Raw genomic sequence first — 15,711 nt, 5'->3', positions numbered from 1 at the left:
GAGCATGTGGTTGACGCATTGTAACAACGCGCCGCTGTCGCCACTTAGCGGCCAGGTTAGGCTTATGCGATGGACAATTCGATGATGAAACCGTACGTCCTTATGGTGCTGGCGGCAATGCTTGTTGCGCTCCCGCCGGTCGCTGCGCGGACCGATGATGCATTATCGGCCGAGCACCAGGATGTGTATGAGCAGATATTAGATAACGGGCTCAAGATTCTCGTGAAGCGCGATGATCGCTCGCCGATCGTGACTTCCCAGGTTTGGTACAAGGTCGGCTCCAGCTATGAGCACGGCGGGGTGACCGGTGTCTCGCACGCCCTCGAGCACATGATGTTTAAGGGCACGGAGCAGCTCGCGCCTGGAGAGTTTTCACGCATCATCGCTGAAAATGGCGGCGACGAGAACGCCTTCACAGGGCGTGACTATACTGCTTACTTTGAGACCTTAGCCGCGGATCGCCTCGAGATTGCCTTCAAGCTGGAGGCGGATCGAATGCGCAATTTAGCATTGCCCGCCGATGAGTTTGCGAAAGAAATCGAGGTAGTGAAGGAAGAGCGCCGCCTGCGCATCGATGATGATCCAGAAGCGTTGACCTTCGAACAGTTCAACGCCACTGCCTATGCGGCCTCCCCTTATCGCCACCCGATCATCGGTTGGCAGAGCGATCTCGAGGTCATGAACGTCGAGGCCCTGCGCGATTGGTACCGGATGTGGTATGCGCCGAATAACGCCACCTTGGTCGTGGTTGGCGCCGTGGAACCGGATGAGGTTTTTGCACTGGCCAAGACCTATTTCGGACCGCTCGAGCCGGGCCCGGCACTGCAGCCGCGGCCGCGCAAGGAGCCCGCTCAACAAGGCGAGAAGCGACTCGTGGTCGCGGCTCCGGCCAATGAGCCCTACTTACTCATGGGCTGGAAAACACCGACGTTACGTGATGCCGAGGTGTCTTGGGAACCCTATGCGTTGGAGATGCTAGCCTCGGTGTTGGATGCTGGCTCAAGCTCCCGCTTCAGCCGCGAGTTGGTCAGGGGGGAGCGAGTTGCTGTGTCGGTAGGCGCTAGCTATAACGCCTTCGCTCGACTTTCGGGGATGCTGCGGATCGATGCAACACCTGCCAAAGGGACCTCAATCAAGGCCCTAGAGCAGGCGATCCTAGCGCAGCTCGAACGGTTGCGGACTGAGCCGGTGAATGAACAGGAACTGGCGCGTATCCGCAGTCAGTTGATCGCCGATAAGATCTATGAGCGTGATAGCGTGTTCTATCAGGCCATGTTGCTCGGGCGGTTCGAGACCGTTGGGCTTGGCTGGGAGCTCGTCGATCAGACTGTAGAGCGGTTGTCCGCGATCACCCCGGAGCAGATCCAGGCGGTAGCACGGCGCTATCTGACGCACGAGAACCGCACTGTCGCCTTACTCGATCCGCAGCCTTTGGATGGTGAAAAGCCATCGGGCGAGACGGCCATGACCACGGGGGAACGCCATGTTCATTAATCTTCGTTTAAGGTCACCGCGGCTCGCGCTAAGCGCGGTGTTCGGGCTTGGCATGCTCGTCATGCACGGGGCTCATGCAGTGCCCGAGATTCAGACCTGGCGCACCCCGACGGGGGGCAAGGTCCTGTTCGTCGCGGCGCAAGAGCTACCGATGGTCGATGTGCGGGTGGTTTTCGATGCCGGAAGTGCTCGCGATGGCGAGCAGCCCGGGCTCGCATCGCTGACCGCGGCAATGCTGACTGAGGGGGCCGCTGGTCTGGATGCCGATGCGATTGCCGAGCGCGTCGAGGCGGTTGGGGCTGAACTCGGAGCCGGTGTGGATCGCGATACCAGCTACACGCGGCTGCGCTCGCTGACCGAGCCCGAGGCACTGGAAATCGCGACAGATATCCTGCTCAAGGTGCTTGCCGAGCCGAACTTCGACGCGAGCGCATTTGAGCGAGTCCAGCAGAACCGGTTGACCGGGTTGCGGTTGGCTAAACAGGATCCCGGGAGCGTGGGACGCAAGGCACTCTATCGAGCGATTTTTGGCGCGCACCCTTATGCCTCGGACCCGAGTGGGACTGCCGCGAGTGTCGCTGCTTTGACCACCGATGATCTGCGTGCCTTCCACAATCGCTATTATGGCGCGGCGAACGCAACCATCGCCATCGTCGGCGCACTCGATCGCGCCCAGGCTGAGACCCTCGCGGCGCGTCTCACGGCCGCGCTTCCGGACGCTGAGCCACCTCCAGACTTGCCGCCGGTGCCGGCACTCGAACAAGGGAGAATGCATCAAATCGCCTTCCCGTCCAGCCAAACCCATCTCTATCTTGGCCAGCCCGGGATGCGCCGTGGCGACCCTGACTATTTTGCGCTCTACCTAGGCAACCACATCCTGGGAGGCAGTGGGCTGGTTTCGCAACTGATGGAGGAGGTGCGCGAGAAGCGTGGGCTTTCCTATAGTGTCTATAGCTATTTTGCGCCATTGGCTCGGAAGGGGCCGTTGGTGATGGGGCTGCAAACCCAGAACGCCCAAGCCGAGGCGGCACAACAGGTGCTGCTGGATACCCTGAAGCGTTTTATCGAGCAGGGGCCGACGGACGAGGAGCTAGAGGCGGCGATTAAGAATGTCACCGGTGGCTTCCCGCTGCGCATCGCCGGCAACAGCAAGATCGTGCGTTATCTAGCGGTTATTGGGTTCTATGACCTGCCGCTCGATTATCTGGACGCCTTTCCGGGCCGCATCCGCGCCCTGAGCGCCAAGCAGATCCGGGATGCGTTCCGTCGCCGCGTTGATCCCGAGCGCTTAGCGGTAGTCGCGGTCGGTGGCTCGAGCGAGTCCGGTGCCGAGGCCGGTCCCGAGGCGGCACAACAGGTTGGCGCGGACGCAGTTGGCCAGGACTGAGCCTGGGCGTCTGCGCATCATCGGTGGGTGCTGGCGCGGACGTCGGCTACCCGTTGTGGTGCAGCCGGGGCTTCGGCCGACGACCGATCGCATTCGCGAGACGCTCTTTAATTGGTTAACGCCGAGCATCGAAGGAAGCCGTGTTCTAGACTGCTTTGCCGGTAGTGGTGCGTTGGGGCTGGAAGCGGCCTCGCGTGGGGCCGGATCGGTGACCATGATCGAACGCAACGCGACCGTTGCGAACAGACTGAAGGCCAATGTACTTGAGCTTGGCGCCGATCAGGTGACCGTGCACTGTGCTGATGTGTTGGAATGGTTAGGACGCACGTCGCTGGCGCCGGTGGATCACTGTTTCCTAGACCCCCCCTTCCGGGGCGGCCTCTTGGTACCGGTGCTCGAACAACTAGAGGTGGGCGGTTGGCTGGCGGTTGGCGCTCAGGTCTACATCGAGATCGCTAAGGCGACGCCGCTGCCCGATTTGCCCGGGCATTGGTGGTGGCTTAGGGATAAGCACGCGGGTCAGGTGCGTTATGCGTTGGCGCGGGTCGGCACGCCTAACGCTGCTGGGCGCTAGTCTAGACGCGTATCTGGACGGTCTGCCTGGCTGCGACTTTGCTATGCTCGCCCCTATCGCAATCCCCTAATGAAGAGCACACAACTTGCGTAGCGTCGTCTATCCGGGGTCCTTCGACCCGATCACTAATGGCCACAGTGATCTCATCGATCGTGCCTCTCGGCTCTTCGATCGCGTGGTCGTGGCGGTGGCACGCGACAGCGCCAAGCATCCGACCTTTTCCGCCGAGGAGCGGGTCGCGCTGGCCTGTACCGTCTGTGAACGCATGAACAATGTCGAAGTGGTGCCCTTCTCGGGCTTGCTGGTCGACTTCGCGCGCTCGGCGCGTGTGCATGTGATCATGCGCGGCCTGCGTGCGGTCTCCGACTTCGAGTACGAATTCCAGCTTGCCGGCATGAACCGGCGCATGGCGCCAGAGATCGAAACCCTGTTTCTGACCCCGGCAGAGCAATATGCCTATATCTCGTCGTCGCTCGTCAAGCAGATCGCGCGTCTCGGGGGCGATGTCTCGGGGTTTGTCGATGCGAGCGTCCATGCTGCATTGCGGCAACGGTTTGGATAAACTTTGCGCCATCCCAATGTCCCTGGCGAACGGACGCTGGTAATCTCCGCAAACTTTGCGTTGCGGCCCCGGAGGAAAGACGTTTTGTCGCGTTCGCGCTAGCGCGTTTAGCCCAGAGCGTTCAGCCCGGATAACGGGGTTCCCGACATTTCTTACCCCCCCCGTCCCATCATTGACACGCGTAGGAGTAGAACCATGGCGCTTATCATCACCGACGAATGCATCAACTGCGATGTCTGCGAGCCCGAGTGCCCGAACGGCGCCATCTCGCAAGGTGACGAGATCTACGTCATCGAGCCGGATCTGTGCACCGAATGCGTCGGTCACTATGAGACCTCGCAGTGCGTCGAGGTCTGCCCGGTCGACTGCATCATCGTCGATCCGGACAACAAAGAGACCGAAGAAGAGCTGCGCGCCAAGTATGAGCGCATCACCGGTGAGTCGAGCTGACCCGGGCTCGTTAGATGAAAACCAGGACTAAGGCTCCCGACGGGGGCCTTTTTTTCATCGCTGGCTTGCGCATGTTCCTGCTGGTGGCGTTATTGCTGCCGGTCTGGGCCTTCGCTGAGTCGGTGGTCCTGGCCGAGTCGGCTGAGTCTCCGCGCCCGCCGGCGATGGCGGTGGCGACCGCGCATCCCCGGGCCACCGAGGCCGGGCTGGCGCTGATGGCGGCCGGGGGCAATGCCTTTGATGCGGCTGTGGCGATCAGCGCGGTGCTGGCCGTGGTCGAGCCATACAGCTCGGGACTTGGCGGGGGCGGGTTCTGGCTGTTGCACAGAGCTGCCGATGGTCGAGATCTGATGGTCGACGGCCGCGAGCGGGCCCCGCTCGCGGCGACCCGCGATCTCTATCTGGATGACAGTGGGGCCTTGATTAAGGACGCCTCGCTCAATGGACCGCTGGCCGCAGGCGTCCCCGGCGCGCCGGCAGCGCTGGTGCATATCGCCGAGCGCTACGGCACATTGCCGTTGAGCGAGAGCCTGGCGCCCGCGATACGCCTCGCGCGTGAGGGGTTTGAGGTCGATGAGCTCTATCGCCGCATGGCGAGCTGGCGTCTCGAGGTGTTGCGGGCATCGCCGTCCGCTGCCGCGCAGTTCCTGGAGGCGGGTGAGGTACCCGAACTGGGCACCCTCATCCGACAGCCCGATCTCGCCGCGGTGCTGGAGGCGCTGGCCGCGCATGGACGTGCCGGTTTCTACGAGGGCGAGATCGCGCGCGCCCTGGTCGCCGGAACCCGTGCGGCCGGTGGCATCTGGACGCTAGAAGATTTGGGGAGCTATCGGGTCGTCGAGCGCGAGCCCGTGGTTGGGCACTACCAGGGCTGGGAGATCGTCAGTGCCGCGCCGCCCTCCTCGGGTGGCGTCGCGCTGGTGCAGATGCTCGGGATGCTGGAAGCGCTCGAGGCTCGGCTTGGCGTGCCCTCCGATGAGGCTGACCGGGTGCATCGCCTGGTGGAAGTGATGCGGCGCGCCTATCGTGACCGCGCGCTGTATCTGGGTGATCCAGATCAGGTCGAGGTGCCGATCGAACGTTTGACGCATCCCTATTACACGGCGGGTTTGGCGCGGGGGGTTGACCCGATGCGGGCGACGCCGAGCGTGTCACGGGCGAGCGCGTCCGAAGGCGCGGATACGACGCACTTCTCGATCTTGGACGCCGAGGGCAACCGGGTGGCGGCAACGCTGAGCATCAACTATCCATTTGGCTCTGGCTTCGTGCCGCCGGGGACCGGAGTGCTGCTGAACGATGAAATGGACGATTTCTCATCCCAGCCCGGCGTGCCCAATGCCTATGGCTTGATCGGCGGGGAGGCGAATGCGATTGCACCCGGTAAACGCATGCTCTCAAGCATGAGTCCGACCTTCGCGACCTCCGAGGATCAGGTGGTCATCCTGGGTACGCCTGGGGGCAGTCGCATCATCACTATGGTGCTGCATGGCATTCTGACCGCGATCGCGGGCGGTGACCCGCAGGACTGGGTCGCATTGCCACGCTTCCATCACCAGGACCTCCCCGATGAGATCCTGTTCGAGCCCGAGGCGCTCGGCCCTGAACTGCGGCAGGCGCTACGGGCGCGGGGTCATCGACTGTCGCCCGCGGCACAGGACTACGGCAACATGCAACTGATCGCTTGGGATCGGGCGGCCAAGCGCGTCCGCGCCGCGAGTGATCCGCGCGGCATCGGCAAGGCCGAGGTGCGGGAGCTTCCCTAATGCTGCTTAAACAGGCGCTCTTTTTCCCGCTGCCAGTCACGTTCCTTGGCGTCGGCGCGCTTGTCGTGCAATTTCTTGCCCTTGGCAAGCCCAATCTCGAGCTTAGCGCGGCCGCGCTTCCAGTAGAGCGCCAATGGCACTAGCGTGTAGCCGGCGCGCTCGGTCTGGCCGATCAGGCGGCTGAGTTCGGTGCCCTTCAAAAGTAGCTTGCGGGTGCGCGTTGGGTCTGGGTCAACGTGGGTTGAGGCCGATGACAGCGCTGAGATATGGCAGCCGATCAAGAAGCCCTCGCCATGGAGAATCTTGACGTAGGCCTCTTTTAGCTGGACCCGTCCGGCACGCATGCTCTTGACCTCCCAGCCCTCGAGGACGAGGCCAGCTTCCAGGCGCTGCTCGACATGGTATTCGTGCTTAGCCCTCTTGTTCAGCGCAATCGTGCTGCTGGGGGGGCTGGTTTTTTTCTTTCCTTTCGCCATCACTACAGTCTAAGCCACCACCCGGCGGGACGGAAGCATCTTTCTTCAGTATGCGCTTGCGTGGCTTCAGATAGCCCGTTAAGATGATCGGCTCTTTTCTTCGGGAGACAGTCATGCGTCAGCCCCTGATCGCGGGTAACTGGAAGATGAATGGCAGCAAGGTCGTGACGGCTGAGCTGTTGAATGGTATCAAGGTCGGCATTGGTGATGTTAGGACCTCCGAGGTCGCCGTTTGCCCGCCGTTTCCCTATCTCTACCTCGCTGAAGAGATGCTGAGTGGAACCGCCATCCGATATGGCGCGCAGGATTGCTCGCGCGAGGAAGATGGTGCCTTCACGGGGCAGGTTTCGGCGACGATGCTCCGGGATTTCGGCTGCACCTACGCGATCATCGGCCATTCCGAGCGCCGCCTGTTCAACGCCGAAACCGATGCCGTGATCGCGCGGAAGTGCCAAATGGTCGCGGCGCATGGTTTGACACCAATCCTCTGCGTCGGCGAGACGCTCGAGGAGCGCGAGCAGGGCAGGACCGAGGAGGTGGTCGCCCGCCATCTCGGCGCGGTGCTCGACTTGCCTGACGGCCTCAATCTGCTGGCAAAGGGGGTCGTTGCCTACGAGCCAGTTTGGGCGATTGGTACCGGTGTTACCGCAACCCCGGAGCAGGCGCAAGAGGTACATGCCTTCCTGCGTCAGCGGGTTGCCGAAAAAGATACTGAGGTCGCGGCCAAGCTGCGCATCCTCTACGGGGGCAGCATGAAGCCTGGGAACGCGCTGGAGCTGATGGCGCAGGCCGATATTGATGGCGGCCTCATTGGTGGAGCAGCGCTCAAGGCGGCTGACTTCTTGGCGATTTGCAAGGCAGGCGATGCGAACGCCTAAACCGACGGGGGCTTGGTGTCCGCCAAGCCTTGCACTAGATCGAGACCTCTCATGCAGCTCATTTTGACCGTCCTCCATCTCGTGCTCGCGATTGGCCTCATCACGCTCGTGCTGCTTCAGCATGGCAAGGGTGCCGATGCCGGGGCGGCATTTGGTAGTGGCGCCTCCTCAACCGTCTTCGGCGCCCAGGGTTCCGGCTCTTTCCTGTCGCGCTCGACAGGGATCATCGCCATCCTATTCTTCTTGACCAGCATTGCATTGGCTTACTTTGCCGCGCGCGTCGGCGAGCCGGAAGGGCTCATGGACGGCATCGATATGACGATTCCGACAGCGTCGGAGCAAGACGGGCCGCCCGCCTCCGAACCGATGTCCGAAAAACCGCCAGTGACCGATGATCTTCCCGCAGTGCCCCCGGATGCCGTCGTGCCTAGCAAAAAGCCATCCGATCTGCCACCTGCCGCGGCAGATGATGAAAACGCTGAGCACGAAGGAGTAAGCGCAGAAGCAGCCTCTGGAAGCGATTTACCACCGGTTGATTAGATACGCTTCAATGTAGAGTGCAAATTGCGTAACCTCTGAGTCACAAAATCTGCGATAATAGGGACATCAAATTTGCCGACGTGGTGGAATTGGTAGACACGCTGTCTTGAGGGGGCAGTGGCGCAAGCCGTGCCGGTTCGAGTCCGGCCGTCGGCACCAATCTGAAAAAGGCGACACCCGCTTGCGGGGTCGCCTTTATTTATGGGGTTTACTAGATAACTTGTTGATTCGCATGGTTTTGCCTGACTTCTCTGGGTTGACAGCCGAGCGCGCAGGCTCTAGCATATGAAAGGTTTTCGTCGCGTAAAACGACCTGCGTCTTGGAGCCACCGCTAGATGTTAGAGGACTATCTCCATATCTTGATTTTTCTGGCGGTCGCGATTCTGATCGGCTTCGCGCCGCGCGTTCTCGGGATGCTGCTTGGGCCACGTCGGCCGGACCCCGAGAAGGACGCTCCTTACGAGTGCGGCTTCGATGCGTTCGAGAGTGCGCGTATGAAATTCGACGTGCGCTACTACCTGGTCGCCATTCTCTTCATCCTGTTCGATCTCGAGATCGCCTTCCTATTCCCTTGGGCCGTGGTGCTCGAGGAGTTGGGAACGGCCGGACTACTCTCCATGTCCGTATTTCTGGGCATCCTCGTCGTCGGCTTCATCTACGAATGGCGCAAGGGCGCCCTCGACTGGGAATGACCGGCAACTCGACGGCTGCTGCCGAGATGTCGAACGGCTGAGTTAAGGGGGCTGAAATGGGTATTGAAGGTGTTCTCGAAGAAGGCGTGGTCACGACCACCGCCGATCAATTGATCAATTGGGCCCGCACTGGCTCGCTCTGGCCGATGACCTTTGGACTGGCCTGCTGCGCGGTGGAGATGATGCACGCCGGCGCCGCGCGCTACGACCTGGATCGATTTGGCATCATCTTTCGCCCAAGTCCGCGCCAATCCGATGTGATGATTGTCGCTGGCACCCTAGTCAACAAAATGGCACCCGCCCTGCGTAAGGTTTATGACCAGATGGCCGAGCCGCGCTGGGTGATCTCGATGGGTTCCTGCGCCAACGGTGGCGGTTACTACCACTATTCCTACTCGGTGGTGCGCGGTTGCGATCGCATCGTGCCGGTGGATGTCTATGTGCCCGGCTGCCCGCCCACCGCCGAGGCCTTGCTCTACGGCATCCTGCAACTGCAGAACAAGATCCGTCGCACCAACACCATCGCGCGGTGACCTCACTCATGTCTAATTCGACCATCATGAGCGGTGATGCGCGCCTCGACGAGCTTGCGGCGCGCTTGAACCTGGCCTTTATGGACATCGGCGCTGAGGCCGACGCTCAACCCAATGACCAATCCAGTCGCCCCCTGAGCACCGATCGCGGCGAGCTGACCTTCGAGCTGCCGGCGACTGCGTTGATCGAGACCTGCACGCGGCTACGGGATGATAAAAATCTCGGCTTTGAGCAACTGATCGACCTCTGTGGCGTCGACTATGCCGCCTACGGACTCTCGGAGTGGGCGACTAGCGAGGCCTCGCACTTCGGTTTCAGCCGGGGTGTCGATCGCGACCTTGAGCTAGAGACCGAGCGCGCGGATCGCTTCGCGGTCGTCTATCACCTGCTCTCACTTGCCCACAATTGGCGGCTACGGCTTGTGGTTCGCACCGGCGGTGTCCAGCCCCTAGTGCCCTCGGTGGTGTCGGTCTGGTCAGCCGCCGACTGGTTCGAGCGCGAGGCATTCGATCTTTATGGCATCCTTTTCGATGGCCATCCCGACCTGCGCCGCATCCTCACCGACTACGGCTTCGTCGGGCATCCATTTCGCAAGGACTTCCCGCTCAGCGGTCAGGTCGCAATGCGCTATGATCCCGAGCAGGCGCGCGTGGTCTACGAGCCGGTCGAGATCGAGCCGCGGGTGCTGGTGCCAAAGGTTATCCGCGATGACAGCCGCTACCTCGGTGACGACCATCCGGCCGTGACCGGTGCAAAGGATGCAGCCGATGCCTGAAATTCGTAACTACACGCTAAACTTCGGTCCGCAGCATCCGGCCGCCCACGGGGTGCTCCGTCTGGTGCTGGAGATGGACGGCGAGGTGATCGAGCGCGCTGACCCCCACATCGGGCTCCTGCATCGCGCGACCGAAAAGCTCGCCGAGTCCAAGCCGTATCATCATTCGATCGGTTACATGGACCGACTCGACTATGTCTCGATGATGTGTAACGAGCACGGCTATGTGCGCGCCATCGAGAAGTTACTCGGTATCGAGGCGCCGATTCGGGCGCAGTATATTCGCACCCTATTCGACGAGATCACGCGCATCCTGAACCACCTGATGTGGCTCGGCGCGCACGCGCTCGATGTCGGTGCGATGAGCGTCTTCCTCTACTGCTTCCGCGAGCGTGAGGATCTGATGGACTGCTACGAGGCGGTTTCGGGAGCACGTCTGCATGCCACCTACTACCGCCCGGGCGGAGTCTATCGTGATCTGCCCGAGCAGATGCCGCGTTTCGACGAGGACGGTTCGAAGTGGCATGGCAAGCGCGCGATGCGCAAGCTCAACAAACCGCGTAGCGGGTCCTTGCTGGATTTCATCGAGGGCTTCAACGAGCGTTTTCCAAAGCTGGTCGATGAGTACGAGACCCTGCTTACCGATAACCGCATCTGGAAGCAGCGTACCGTTGGCATCGGTGTGGTTGATGCCGATCGCGCCAAGAATCTGGGCTTCACCGGCCCGATGTTACGCGGCTCCGGGGTCGCCTGGGACCTGCGCAAGATGCAGCCCTATGCGGCCTATGACCAGGTCGAGTTCGACATCCCAGTAGGCCAGAACGGCGATAGTTACGACCGCTACCTGGTGCGCATCGAAGAGATGCGCCAGTCCAATCGCATCATCAAGCAATGCATCGATTGGCTGCGCGCCAATCCCGGTCCGGTGATGGTCGATGACCACAAGGTGGTGCCACCGACTCGGGTCGGTATGAAGGACGACATGGAAGCGCTGATCCACCACTTTAAGCTCTTCACCGAGGGCTACTGCCCACCGCCGGGTCAGGTCTACGCCGCGGTTGAGGCACCCAAGGGCGAGTTCGGCTGTTACATCGTCTCCGATGGCGCCAACAAGCCGTATCGGTTGAAGGTCCGGGCGCCCGGCTTCCCGCATCTCGCGGCGATGGACGAGATGGCCAAGGGCCACATGCTCGCCGATGTGGTCGCCATCATCGGCACCATGGATATCGTGTTTGGGGAGATTGACCGCTGATGAGTTTTCGCAATACACCGCTGGCGGTCATTCAGGATGTCGACAAGGAGACGCTGCTCACGCCCGAGCTGCGCGCCGAGATCGACAAGCATGTCGCCAAGTATCCACCCGAGTGGAAACAGTCGGCGGTGATGCCGGCGCTCACATTGGTGCAGGATCACAACGGCGGCTGGCTGAGCCGCGAGCTGATGGATCAGGTCGCCGCCTATCTGGACATGCCCGAGACGGCGGTCTACGAGGTCGCGACCTTCTATGCGATGTACGACCTGGAGCCGGTCGGTCGGCACAAGGTCTGTGTCTGTAACAGCATCTCCTGCATGCTCGGTGGTGCCGAGGAGCTGATGCACCACATCGAAAAGAAGCACAACGTAGCGCCCGGTGGTACCACCGCCGACGGCAAGCTCACGTTCAAGGAGTTCGAATGCCTCGGTGCCTGCCGGCACGCACCCGTGGTGATGGTCGACAAGGCCTACCATGAGTGCGTGACCCCGGACGCCATCGACAAGATCATCGACGACCTCGACTGAGTGCGCGCGACCTATGGCTGAGAACCAGAACACCGTTTGCTTTCGTACCATGCACCTCGACGCGCGGGTGCGGCATACCCTTGAGAGCTATCGCAGTGTCGGTGGTTATCGGCAATGGGAGCGCATCCTGCGTGAGAAGCCCGACCCGGACCAGCTGATCAATGAGGTCAAGACCTCGGCCCTGCGCGGCCGTGGCGGCGCCGGTTTCCCGACCGGGTTGAAATGGAGCTTCATGCCACGGAGCAAACCGGACCAGAAGTACATCGTCTGCAACTCCGACGAAGGCGAGCCTGGTACCTGCAAGGACCGTGACATCATGCGCTACAACCCCCATCAGCTGATCGAGGGGATGGCGATCGCCGGTTACTGCATCGGCGCGACGATCGGTTACAACTATATCCGTGGCGAGTTCTACGAGCCGATTGCGCGCTTCGATGAGGCGCTCGAAGAGGCCTACGCGGCAGGGCTGCTGGGCAAGGAGCTGCTCGGCTCGAGCATCGATTTCGATCTCTATACACATCTCGGCGCTGGCGCCTACATCTGTGGCGAGGAAACAGCGTTGCTCGAATCGCTCGAAGGCAAAAAGGGCCAGCCCCGTTTCAAGCCGCCGTTCCCGGCCCAGGCTGGCCTCTATGGTAAGCCAACCACAATCAACAACACCGAGTCCCTGGCCTCGGTGCCGGTGATCCTGGAGAAGGGTGGTCAATGGTTCCTCGAGCAGGGGCGACCGAATAACGGGGGTCCCAAGTTGTTCTCGGTGACCGGCCATGTCGCGCGTCCGGATAACTTCGAGATCCCGCTTGGTACTCCGTTCAGGGATCTGCTCGAGATGGCGGGCGGGGTGAGTGGCGGCCGGGCATTGAAAGCAGTGATTCCGGGCGGCTCCTCGGTGCCAGTGGTACCCGGGGATGTCATGCTGACCACGGACATGGATTACGATTCGATCACTAAGGCCGGCTCGATGCTCGGCTCTGGCGCGGTGATCGTCATCGCCGAGGGGACTTGCATGGTGAAGGTTCTCGCCAACCTAGCCCACTTCTACGCGCATGAGTCCTGTGGCCAGTGCACGCCCTGTCGCGAGGGCACGGGTTGGCTAGCACGGGTGCTCGATCGGATGCTCGCCGGGCAAGGCCGCACCCAGGATCTGGATCTGCTCGACAATGTAGCCGGGCGCATTGGTGGCCGCACCATCTGCGCGCTCGGTGATGCTGCGGCGATGCCGGTGCAGAGCTTCCTCAAGCATTACCGGTTCGAGTTCGAGTATCTCGTCGAGCACGGCCGGCCGCTGGTTGAGGCGGCCTGAGCGCCGTGCCTCGGACACGGCGTTCTCGTGCAAACCCTATGACGCTGCGGCGCAACCACAGCAGGTAGACCCAAATCGATGTCGGACGACAAGATCACCCTCGAGATCGACGGCCGTCTCTGTACGGCGGTGCCTGGTGAGATGATTATCGCGGTGGCCGATCGCGAGGGCATCGCGATCCCGCGTTTCTGCTACCACGAGAAGCTCTCGATCGCCGCCAATTGCCGCATGTGCCTGGTCGAAGCTGAGCAGGGCGGACGTCCCTTCCCGAAGCCGGTGCCGGCCTGCGCGACTCCGGTCAACGATGGCATGAAGGTGCTCACGCGCTCGAAGAAGGCGCTCGATGCGCAGCGCGGCACGATGGAGTTCTTACTCATCAATCATCCGCTCGACTGCCCGATCTGTGATCAGGGGGGCGAATGCGAGCTGCAAGACGTTTCCATGGGCTATGGTGAGGATGTCTCGCGATTCAGTGAGCGCAAGCGCGTGGTCAAGGACGAGGATCTCGGCCCGCTCATCGCGACCGAGATGACCCGATGCATCCATTGTACCCGCTGCGTGCGCTTCGGTGCCGAGATCGCCGGGTTGCGCGAGCTGGGTGCGACCGGCCGTGGCGAGGACATGCGCATCGGCACCTTCGTCGAGCGCACGGTCGCGCACGAACTCTCCGGTAACATTATCGATCTCTGCCCGGTCGGCGCGCTGACCTCGAAGCCTTATCGTTTCACCGCCCGCGCCTGGGAGTTGACTTCCGAAGAGAGTATTGCGCCGCATGACAGCGTCGGCTCGAACCTGCGGCTGCACATTCGTGGCAGCCAGGTCATGCGCGTGCATCCGCGCGATAATGAGGCGGTCAATGAATGTTGGATCTCGGACCGCGACCGTTTCAGCTACGAAGGCCTGAGCAGTCCCGAGCGCTTGACCGAGCCGCTGCTCAAGCGCAATGGTCAATGGCAAACGGTCGACTGGCAGGAGGCCCTGCATGCGGCGCTCGAGGCGTTGCAAGCGCCGGGGCCGGATCAGCTCGGCTGTCTGATCTCGCCGACTGCGACGCTGGAAGAACAGTATCTGCTGCAGAGGCTGGTACGCACGCTGGGCAGCGATCACATCGACACTCGGCTGCGACAGCAGGATTTTCGTGGCGATGCCGCCGACCCGACATTCCCCTGGCTTGGGTTGCCAATCGCCGAACTCGAGCAGCAGCAAGGCGTGCTGCTCATCGGTAGTGATCTGCGCCAAGAACAGCCATTGCTGGCGCACCGCTTGCGCATGGCCGCGCTCGATGGCGCGACGATCGCGCTGCTGAACCCCTATGCGCTCGCCCTCAATCACGCCAGCCTTCAGTTGGTTGCGGCGCCGCCGGCGCTTGCCTCGGAGTTACGGGCGCTGTCGCAAGTGCTTGGCAAACCGGTGCAGGGTGCGACGGTCGAGATCAGCGATCGGCATCGACAGATCGCTACCGCCCTGCAGGCGGCTGGCAAGGCCGGGCAGGGCCTGGTCCTGCTCGGCGCGCTCGCCGAGGCCGATCCCGATTACAGTCTGATCCGAGCGCTGGCCGCCGCGCTGGCCGAGACCGCCGAGTGCAGGCTTGGCTTCCTGGCGGCGGCCGCGAACAGCATCGGCAGCCGGCTGGCGGGCAGTCTGCCGCATCGCCTGCCGGGCGGTGCCGCGCCGAAGCGGCCAGGGCTCGATGCCCAGGCGATGCTGACCGATCCGCGCCAGGGCTATCTGCTCTGGGGACTGGAGCCGGATCGCGACTTCGCTGATCCGAGCTTGGCGATGGCCGCGCTACGCAGCGCCAAGCAGGTGGTCGCCTGCAGTCATTTCAAGAGCGCGGCCCTCGATGAGGTCGCCGATGTGCTGTTACCGATCTCGGCCTTTGCCGAGACCGCAGGCACCTTCGTCAATGCCGAGGGACGCTGGCAGCGGTTCCAGGGTGCGGTCGCGCCGGCGGGCGATGCGCGTCCGGGCTGGAAGGTCTTGCGGGTGCTCGGCACCATGCTCGAGTTCGACGGCTTCGGCCAGAACAACGCGCGTGAGGTCCATGACGAGGTTGCCCACGCCTGTTCGGGGCTTGCGCCGGATAACCGGTTGAGTGACGCGCGGGCGTTGACCGCCATCACCGAGCGGTCGGCGCCGTCTGCTGGCGCACTGACGCGGATCGGCAACCTGCCGATCTATGCCAGCGATGCATTGGTGCGCCATGCGCCTGCCTTGCAGCGCACGCCCTTGGCCGAGTCGCTGGCGGTGTATCTGCATCCGCAGCAGGCGGCCGACTTGGGGCTAACCGAGGGTGATCAGGTGCGACTAATCCAAGGTGCTGGCTCTCATTCTGGTTCTGGCTCGGTGGGCGATAACGCAGCGGCGAAAGAGGCACGGGCACCCGTGGTGCTGGATGACCGCATCGCGCTCGGCTGCACACGGATTCCAGCCGGCGTCGACGGCAGCGAAGCACTTGGGCCGATCATCGGACCGGTGCGCATCGAGAAGATTGGGGCATAGG

Annotated in this window: 16 protein-coding genes and 1 tRNA gene; 16 read left to right on the top strand and 1 reads right to left on the bottom strand. The window is 62.3% G+C overall.

The features are described from left to right. Window positions 1–69 precede the first annotated feature (69 nt). From CCR82_RS11170 to ggt, 6 genes are all read left to right on the top strand, one after another. A complete protein-coding gene (locus CCR82_RS11170; protein ID WP_242513409.1) occupies window positions 70–1,494 on the top strand; it encodes a M16 family metallopeptidase in 1,425 nt (474 codons plus the stop codon). Continuing rightward, window positions 1,484–2,881: a M16 family metallopeptidase gene (locus CCR82_RS11165; RefSeq protein WP_201245863.1), complete on the top strand. Its 1,398-nt coding sequence runs from the start codon at window positions 1,484–1,486 to the stop codon at window positions 2,879–2,881. Before CCR82_RS11170 ends, CCR82_RS11165 begins: the two co-directional genes overlap by 11 nt. Beyond that, window positions 2,802–3,455: a 16S rRNA (guanine(966)-N(2))-methyltransferase RsmD gene (gene rsmD, locus CCR82_RS11160; RefSeq protein ID WP_338073153.1), complete on the top strand. Its 654-nt coding sequence runs from the start codon at window positions 2,802–2,804 to the stop codon at window positions 3,453–3,455. Before CCR82_RS11165 ends, rsmD begins: the two co-directional genes overlap by 80 nt. 85 nt (window positions 3,456–3,540) lie before the next feature. Further along, entirely contained in the window at window positions 3,541–4,017 is a 477-nt protein-coding gene (gene coaD, locus CCR82_RS11155; RefSeq protein WP_201245861.1) for a pantetheine-phosphate adenylyltransferase, read from the top strand. A 195-nt stretch (window positions 4,018–4,212) separates the two neighbouring features. Next, window positions 4,213–4,467 (top strand): YfhL family 4Fe-4S dicluster ferredoxin, encoded by a 255-nt coding sequence (locus tag CCR82_RS11150; RefSeq protein WP_201245860.1) that lies wholly within the window; start codon window positions 4,213–4,215, stop codon window positions 4,465–4,467. A gap of 71 nt (window positions 4,468–4,538) precedes the next feature. After that, complete coding sequence (gene ggt / locus CCR82_RS11145; protein ID WP_201246054.1) at window positions 4,539–6,230, top strand: gamma-glutamyltransferase; 1,692 nt, start codon at window positions 4,539–4,541, stop codon at window positions 6,228–6,230. Here ggt and smpB read toward each other — a convergent pair. Next, window positions 6,227–6,706: an SsrA-binding protein SmpB gene (gene smpB, locus CCR82_RS11140; protein WP_201245859.1), complete on the bottom strand. Its 480-nt coding sequence runs from the start codon at window positions 6,704–6,706 to the stop codon at window positions 6,227–6,229. The two genes, ggt and smpB, sit on opposite strands and share 4 nt — an antisense overlap. Before the next feature lie 113 nt (window positions 6,707–6,819). Here smpB and tpiA point away from each other — a divergent pair, with 113 nt between their 5' ends. The 10 genes from tpiA (at window position 6,820) to nuoG (ending at window position 15,710) form a co-directional block, all read left to right on the top strand. Then, window positions 6,820–7,584 (top strand): triose-phosphate isomerase, encoded by a 765-nt coding sequence (tpiA, locus tag CCR82_RS11135; RefSeq protein WP_201245858.1) that lies wholly within the window; start codon window positions 6,820–6,822, stop codon window positions 7,582–7,584. Between the two features lie 51 nt (window positions 7,585–7,635). Continuing rightward, a complete protein-coding gene (gene secG, locus CCR82_RS11130) occupies window positions 7,636–8,124 on the top strand; it encodes a preprotein translocase subunit SecG (protein WP_201245857.1) in 489 nt (162 codons plus the stop codon). Between the two features lie 74 nt (window positions 8,125–8,198). Further along, window positions 8,199–8,283 (top strand) — tRNA-Leu (locus CCR82_RS11125). 177 nt (window positions 8,284–8,460) lie between these two features. Further along, window positions 8,461–8,817, top strand: coding sequence for an NADH-quinone oxidoreductase subunit A (locus CCR82_RS11120; protein WP_201245856.1), 357 nt, complete (start codon window positions 8,461–8,463; stop codon window positions 8,815–8,817). Window positions 8,818–8,873: 56 nt separating this feature from the next. Next, window positions 8,874–9,350, top strand: a complete 477-nt coding sequence (gene nuoB / locus CCR82_RS11115) for a NuoB/complex I 20 kDa subunit family protein (protein WP_201245855.1) — start codon at window positions 8,874–8,876, stop codon at window positions 9,348–9,350. 8 nt (window positions 9,351–9,358) lie between these two features. Next, window positions 9,359–10,126 (top strand): NADH-quinone oxidoreductase subunit C, encoded by a 768-nt coding sequence (locus CCR82_RS11110; RefSeq protein ID WP_201245854.1) that lies wholly within the window; start codon window positions 9,359–9,361, stop codon window positions 10,124–10,126. After that, the gene (locus CCR82_RS11105; RefSeq protein ID WP_201245853.1) at window positions 10,119–11,378 is read left to right on the top strand and encodes an NADH-quinone oxidoreductase subunit D; all 1,260 of its coding nucleotides are present in this window, start codon (window positions 10,119–10,121) and stop codon (window positions 11,376–11,378) included. The genes CCR82_RS11110 and CCR82_RS11105 overlap by 8 nt, the downstream gene beginning before the upstream one ends. Then, window positions 11,378–11,905: an NADH-quinone oxidoreductase subunit NuoE gene (gene nuoE / locus CCR82_RS11100; RefSeq protein ID WP_201245852.1), complete on the top strand. Its 528-nt coding sequence runs from the start codon at window positions 11,378–11,380 to the stop codon at window positions 11,903–11,905. Before CCR82_RS11105 ends, nuoE begins: the two co-directional genes overlap by 1 nt. 13 nt (window positions 11,906–11,918) lie before the next feature. After that, on the top strand, window positions 11,919–13,208 hold the full coding sequence (gene nuoF / locus CCR82_RS11095; protein ID WP_201245851.1) for an NADH-quinone oxidoreductase subunit NuoF: 1,290 nt from the start codon (window positions 11,919–11,921) through the stop codon (window positions 13,206–13,208). Between the two features lie 78 nt (window positions 13,209–13,286). After that, window positions 13,287–15,710 carry an NADH-quinone oxidoreductase subunit NuoG gene (nuoG, locus tag CCR82_RS11090; protein WP_201245850.1) on the top strand — a complete coding sequence of 808 codons (2,424 nt, stop codon included), beginning with the start codon at window positions 13,287–13,289 and terminating at the stop codon, window positions 15,708–15,710. Window position 15,711 lies beyond the last annotated feature (1 nt).

Origin of the sequence: Halochromatium salexigens (genome assembly GCF_016653295.1) — a bacterium.
Taxonomy (GTDB): domain Bacteria; phylum Pseudomonadota; class Gammaproteobacteria; order Chromatiales; family Chromatiaceae; genus Lamprobacter; species Lamprobacter salexigens.
This window is presented reverse-complemented; position numbering and strand designations above follow the sequence as displayed.

What these genes read in the sequence shown, in the direction of transcription:
- CCR82_RS11170 (WP_242513409.1), top strand. Translation starts at nt 70, where the DNA reads ATGGACAATTCGATGATGAAACCGTACGTCCTTATGGTGCTGGCGGCA.
- CCR82_RS11165 (WP_201245863.1), top strand. Translation starts at nt 1,484, where the DNA reads ATGTTCATTAATCTTCGTTTAAGGTCACCGCGGCTCGCGCTAAGCGCG.
- CCR82_RS11150 (WP_201245860.1), top strand. Translation starts at nt 4,213, where the DNA reads ATGGCGCTTATCATCACCGACGAATGCATCAACTGCGATGTCTGCGAG.
- ggt (WP_201246054.1), top strand. Translation starts at nt 4,539, where the DNA reads ATGTTCCTGCTGGTGGCGTTATTGCTGCCGGTCTGGGCCTTCGCTGAG.
- smpB (WP_201245859.1), bottom strand. Translation starts at nt 6,706, where the DNA reads ATGGCGAAAGGAAAGAAAAAAACCAGCCCCCCCAGCAGCACGATTGCG.
- tpiA (WP_201245858.1), top strand. Translation starts at nt 6,820, where the DNA reads ATGCGTCAGCCCCTGATCGCGGGTAACTGGAAGATGAATGGCAGCAAG.
- secG (WP_201245857.1), top strand. Translation starts at nt 7,636, where the DNA reads ATGCAGCTCATTTTGACCGTCCTCCATCTCGTGCTCGCGATTGGCCTC.
- CCR82_RS11120 (WP_201245856.1), top strand. Translation starts at nt 8,461, where the DNA reads ATGTTAGAGGACTATCTCCATATCTTGATTTTTCTGGCGGTCGCGATT.
- nuoB (WP_201245855.1), top strand. Translation starts at nt 8,874, where the DNA reads ATGGGTATTGAAGGTGTTCTCGAAGAAGGCGTGGTCACGACCACCGCC.
- CCR82_RS11110 (WP_201245854.1), top strand. Translation starts at nt 9,359, where the DNA reads ATGTCTAATTCGACCATCATGAGCGGTGATGCGCGCCTCGACGAGCTT.
- CCR82_RS11105 (WP_201245853.1), top strand. Translation starts at nt 10,119, where the DNA reads ATGCCTGAAATTCGTAACTACACGCTAAACTTCGGTCCGCAGCATCCG.
- nuoE (WP_201245852.1), top strand. Translation starts at nt 11,378, where the DNA reads ATGAGTTTTCGCAATACACCGCTGGCGGTCATTCAGGATGTCGACAAG.
- nuoF (WP_201245851.1), top strand. Translation starts at nt 11,919, where the DNA reads ATGGCTGAGAACCAGAACACCGTTTGCTTTCGTACCATGCACCTCGAC.
- nuoG (WP_201245850.1), top strand. Translation starts at nt 13,287, where the DNA reads ATGTCGGACGACAAGATCACCCTCGAGATCGACGGCCGTCTCTGTACG.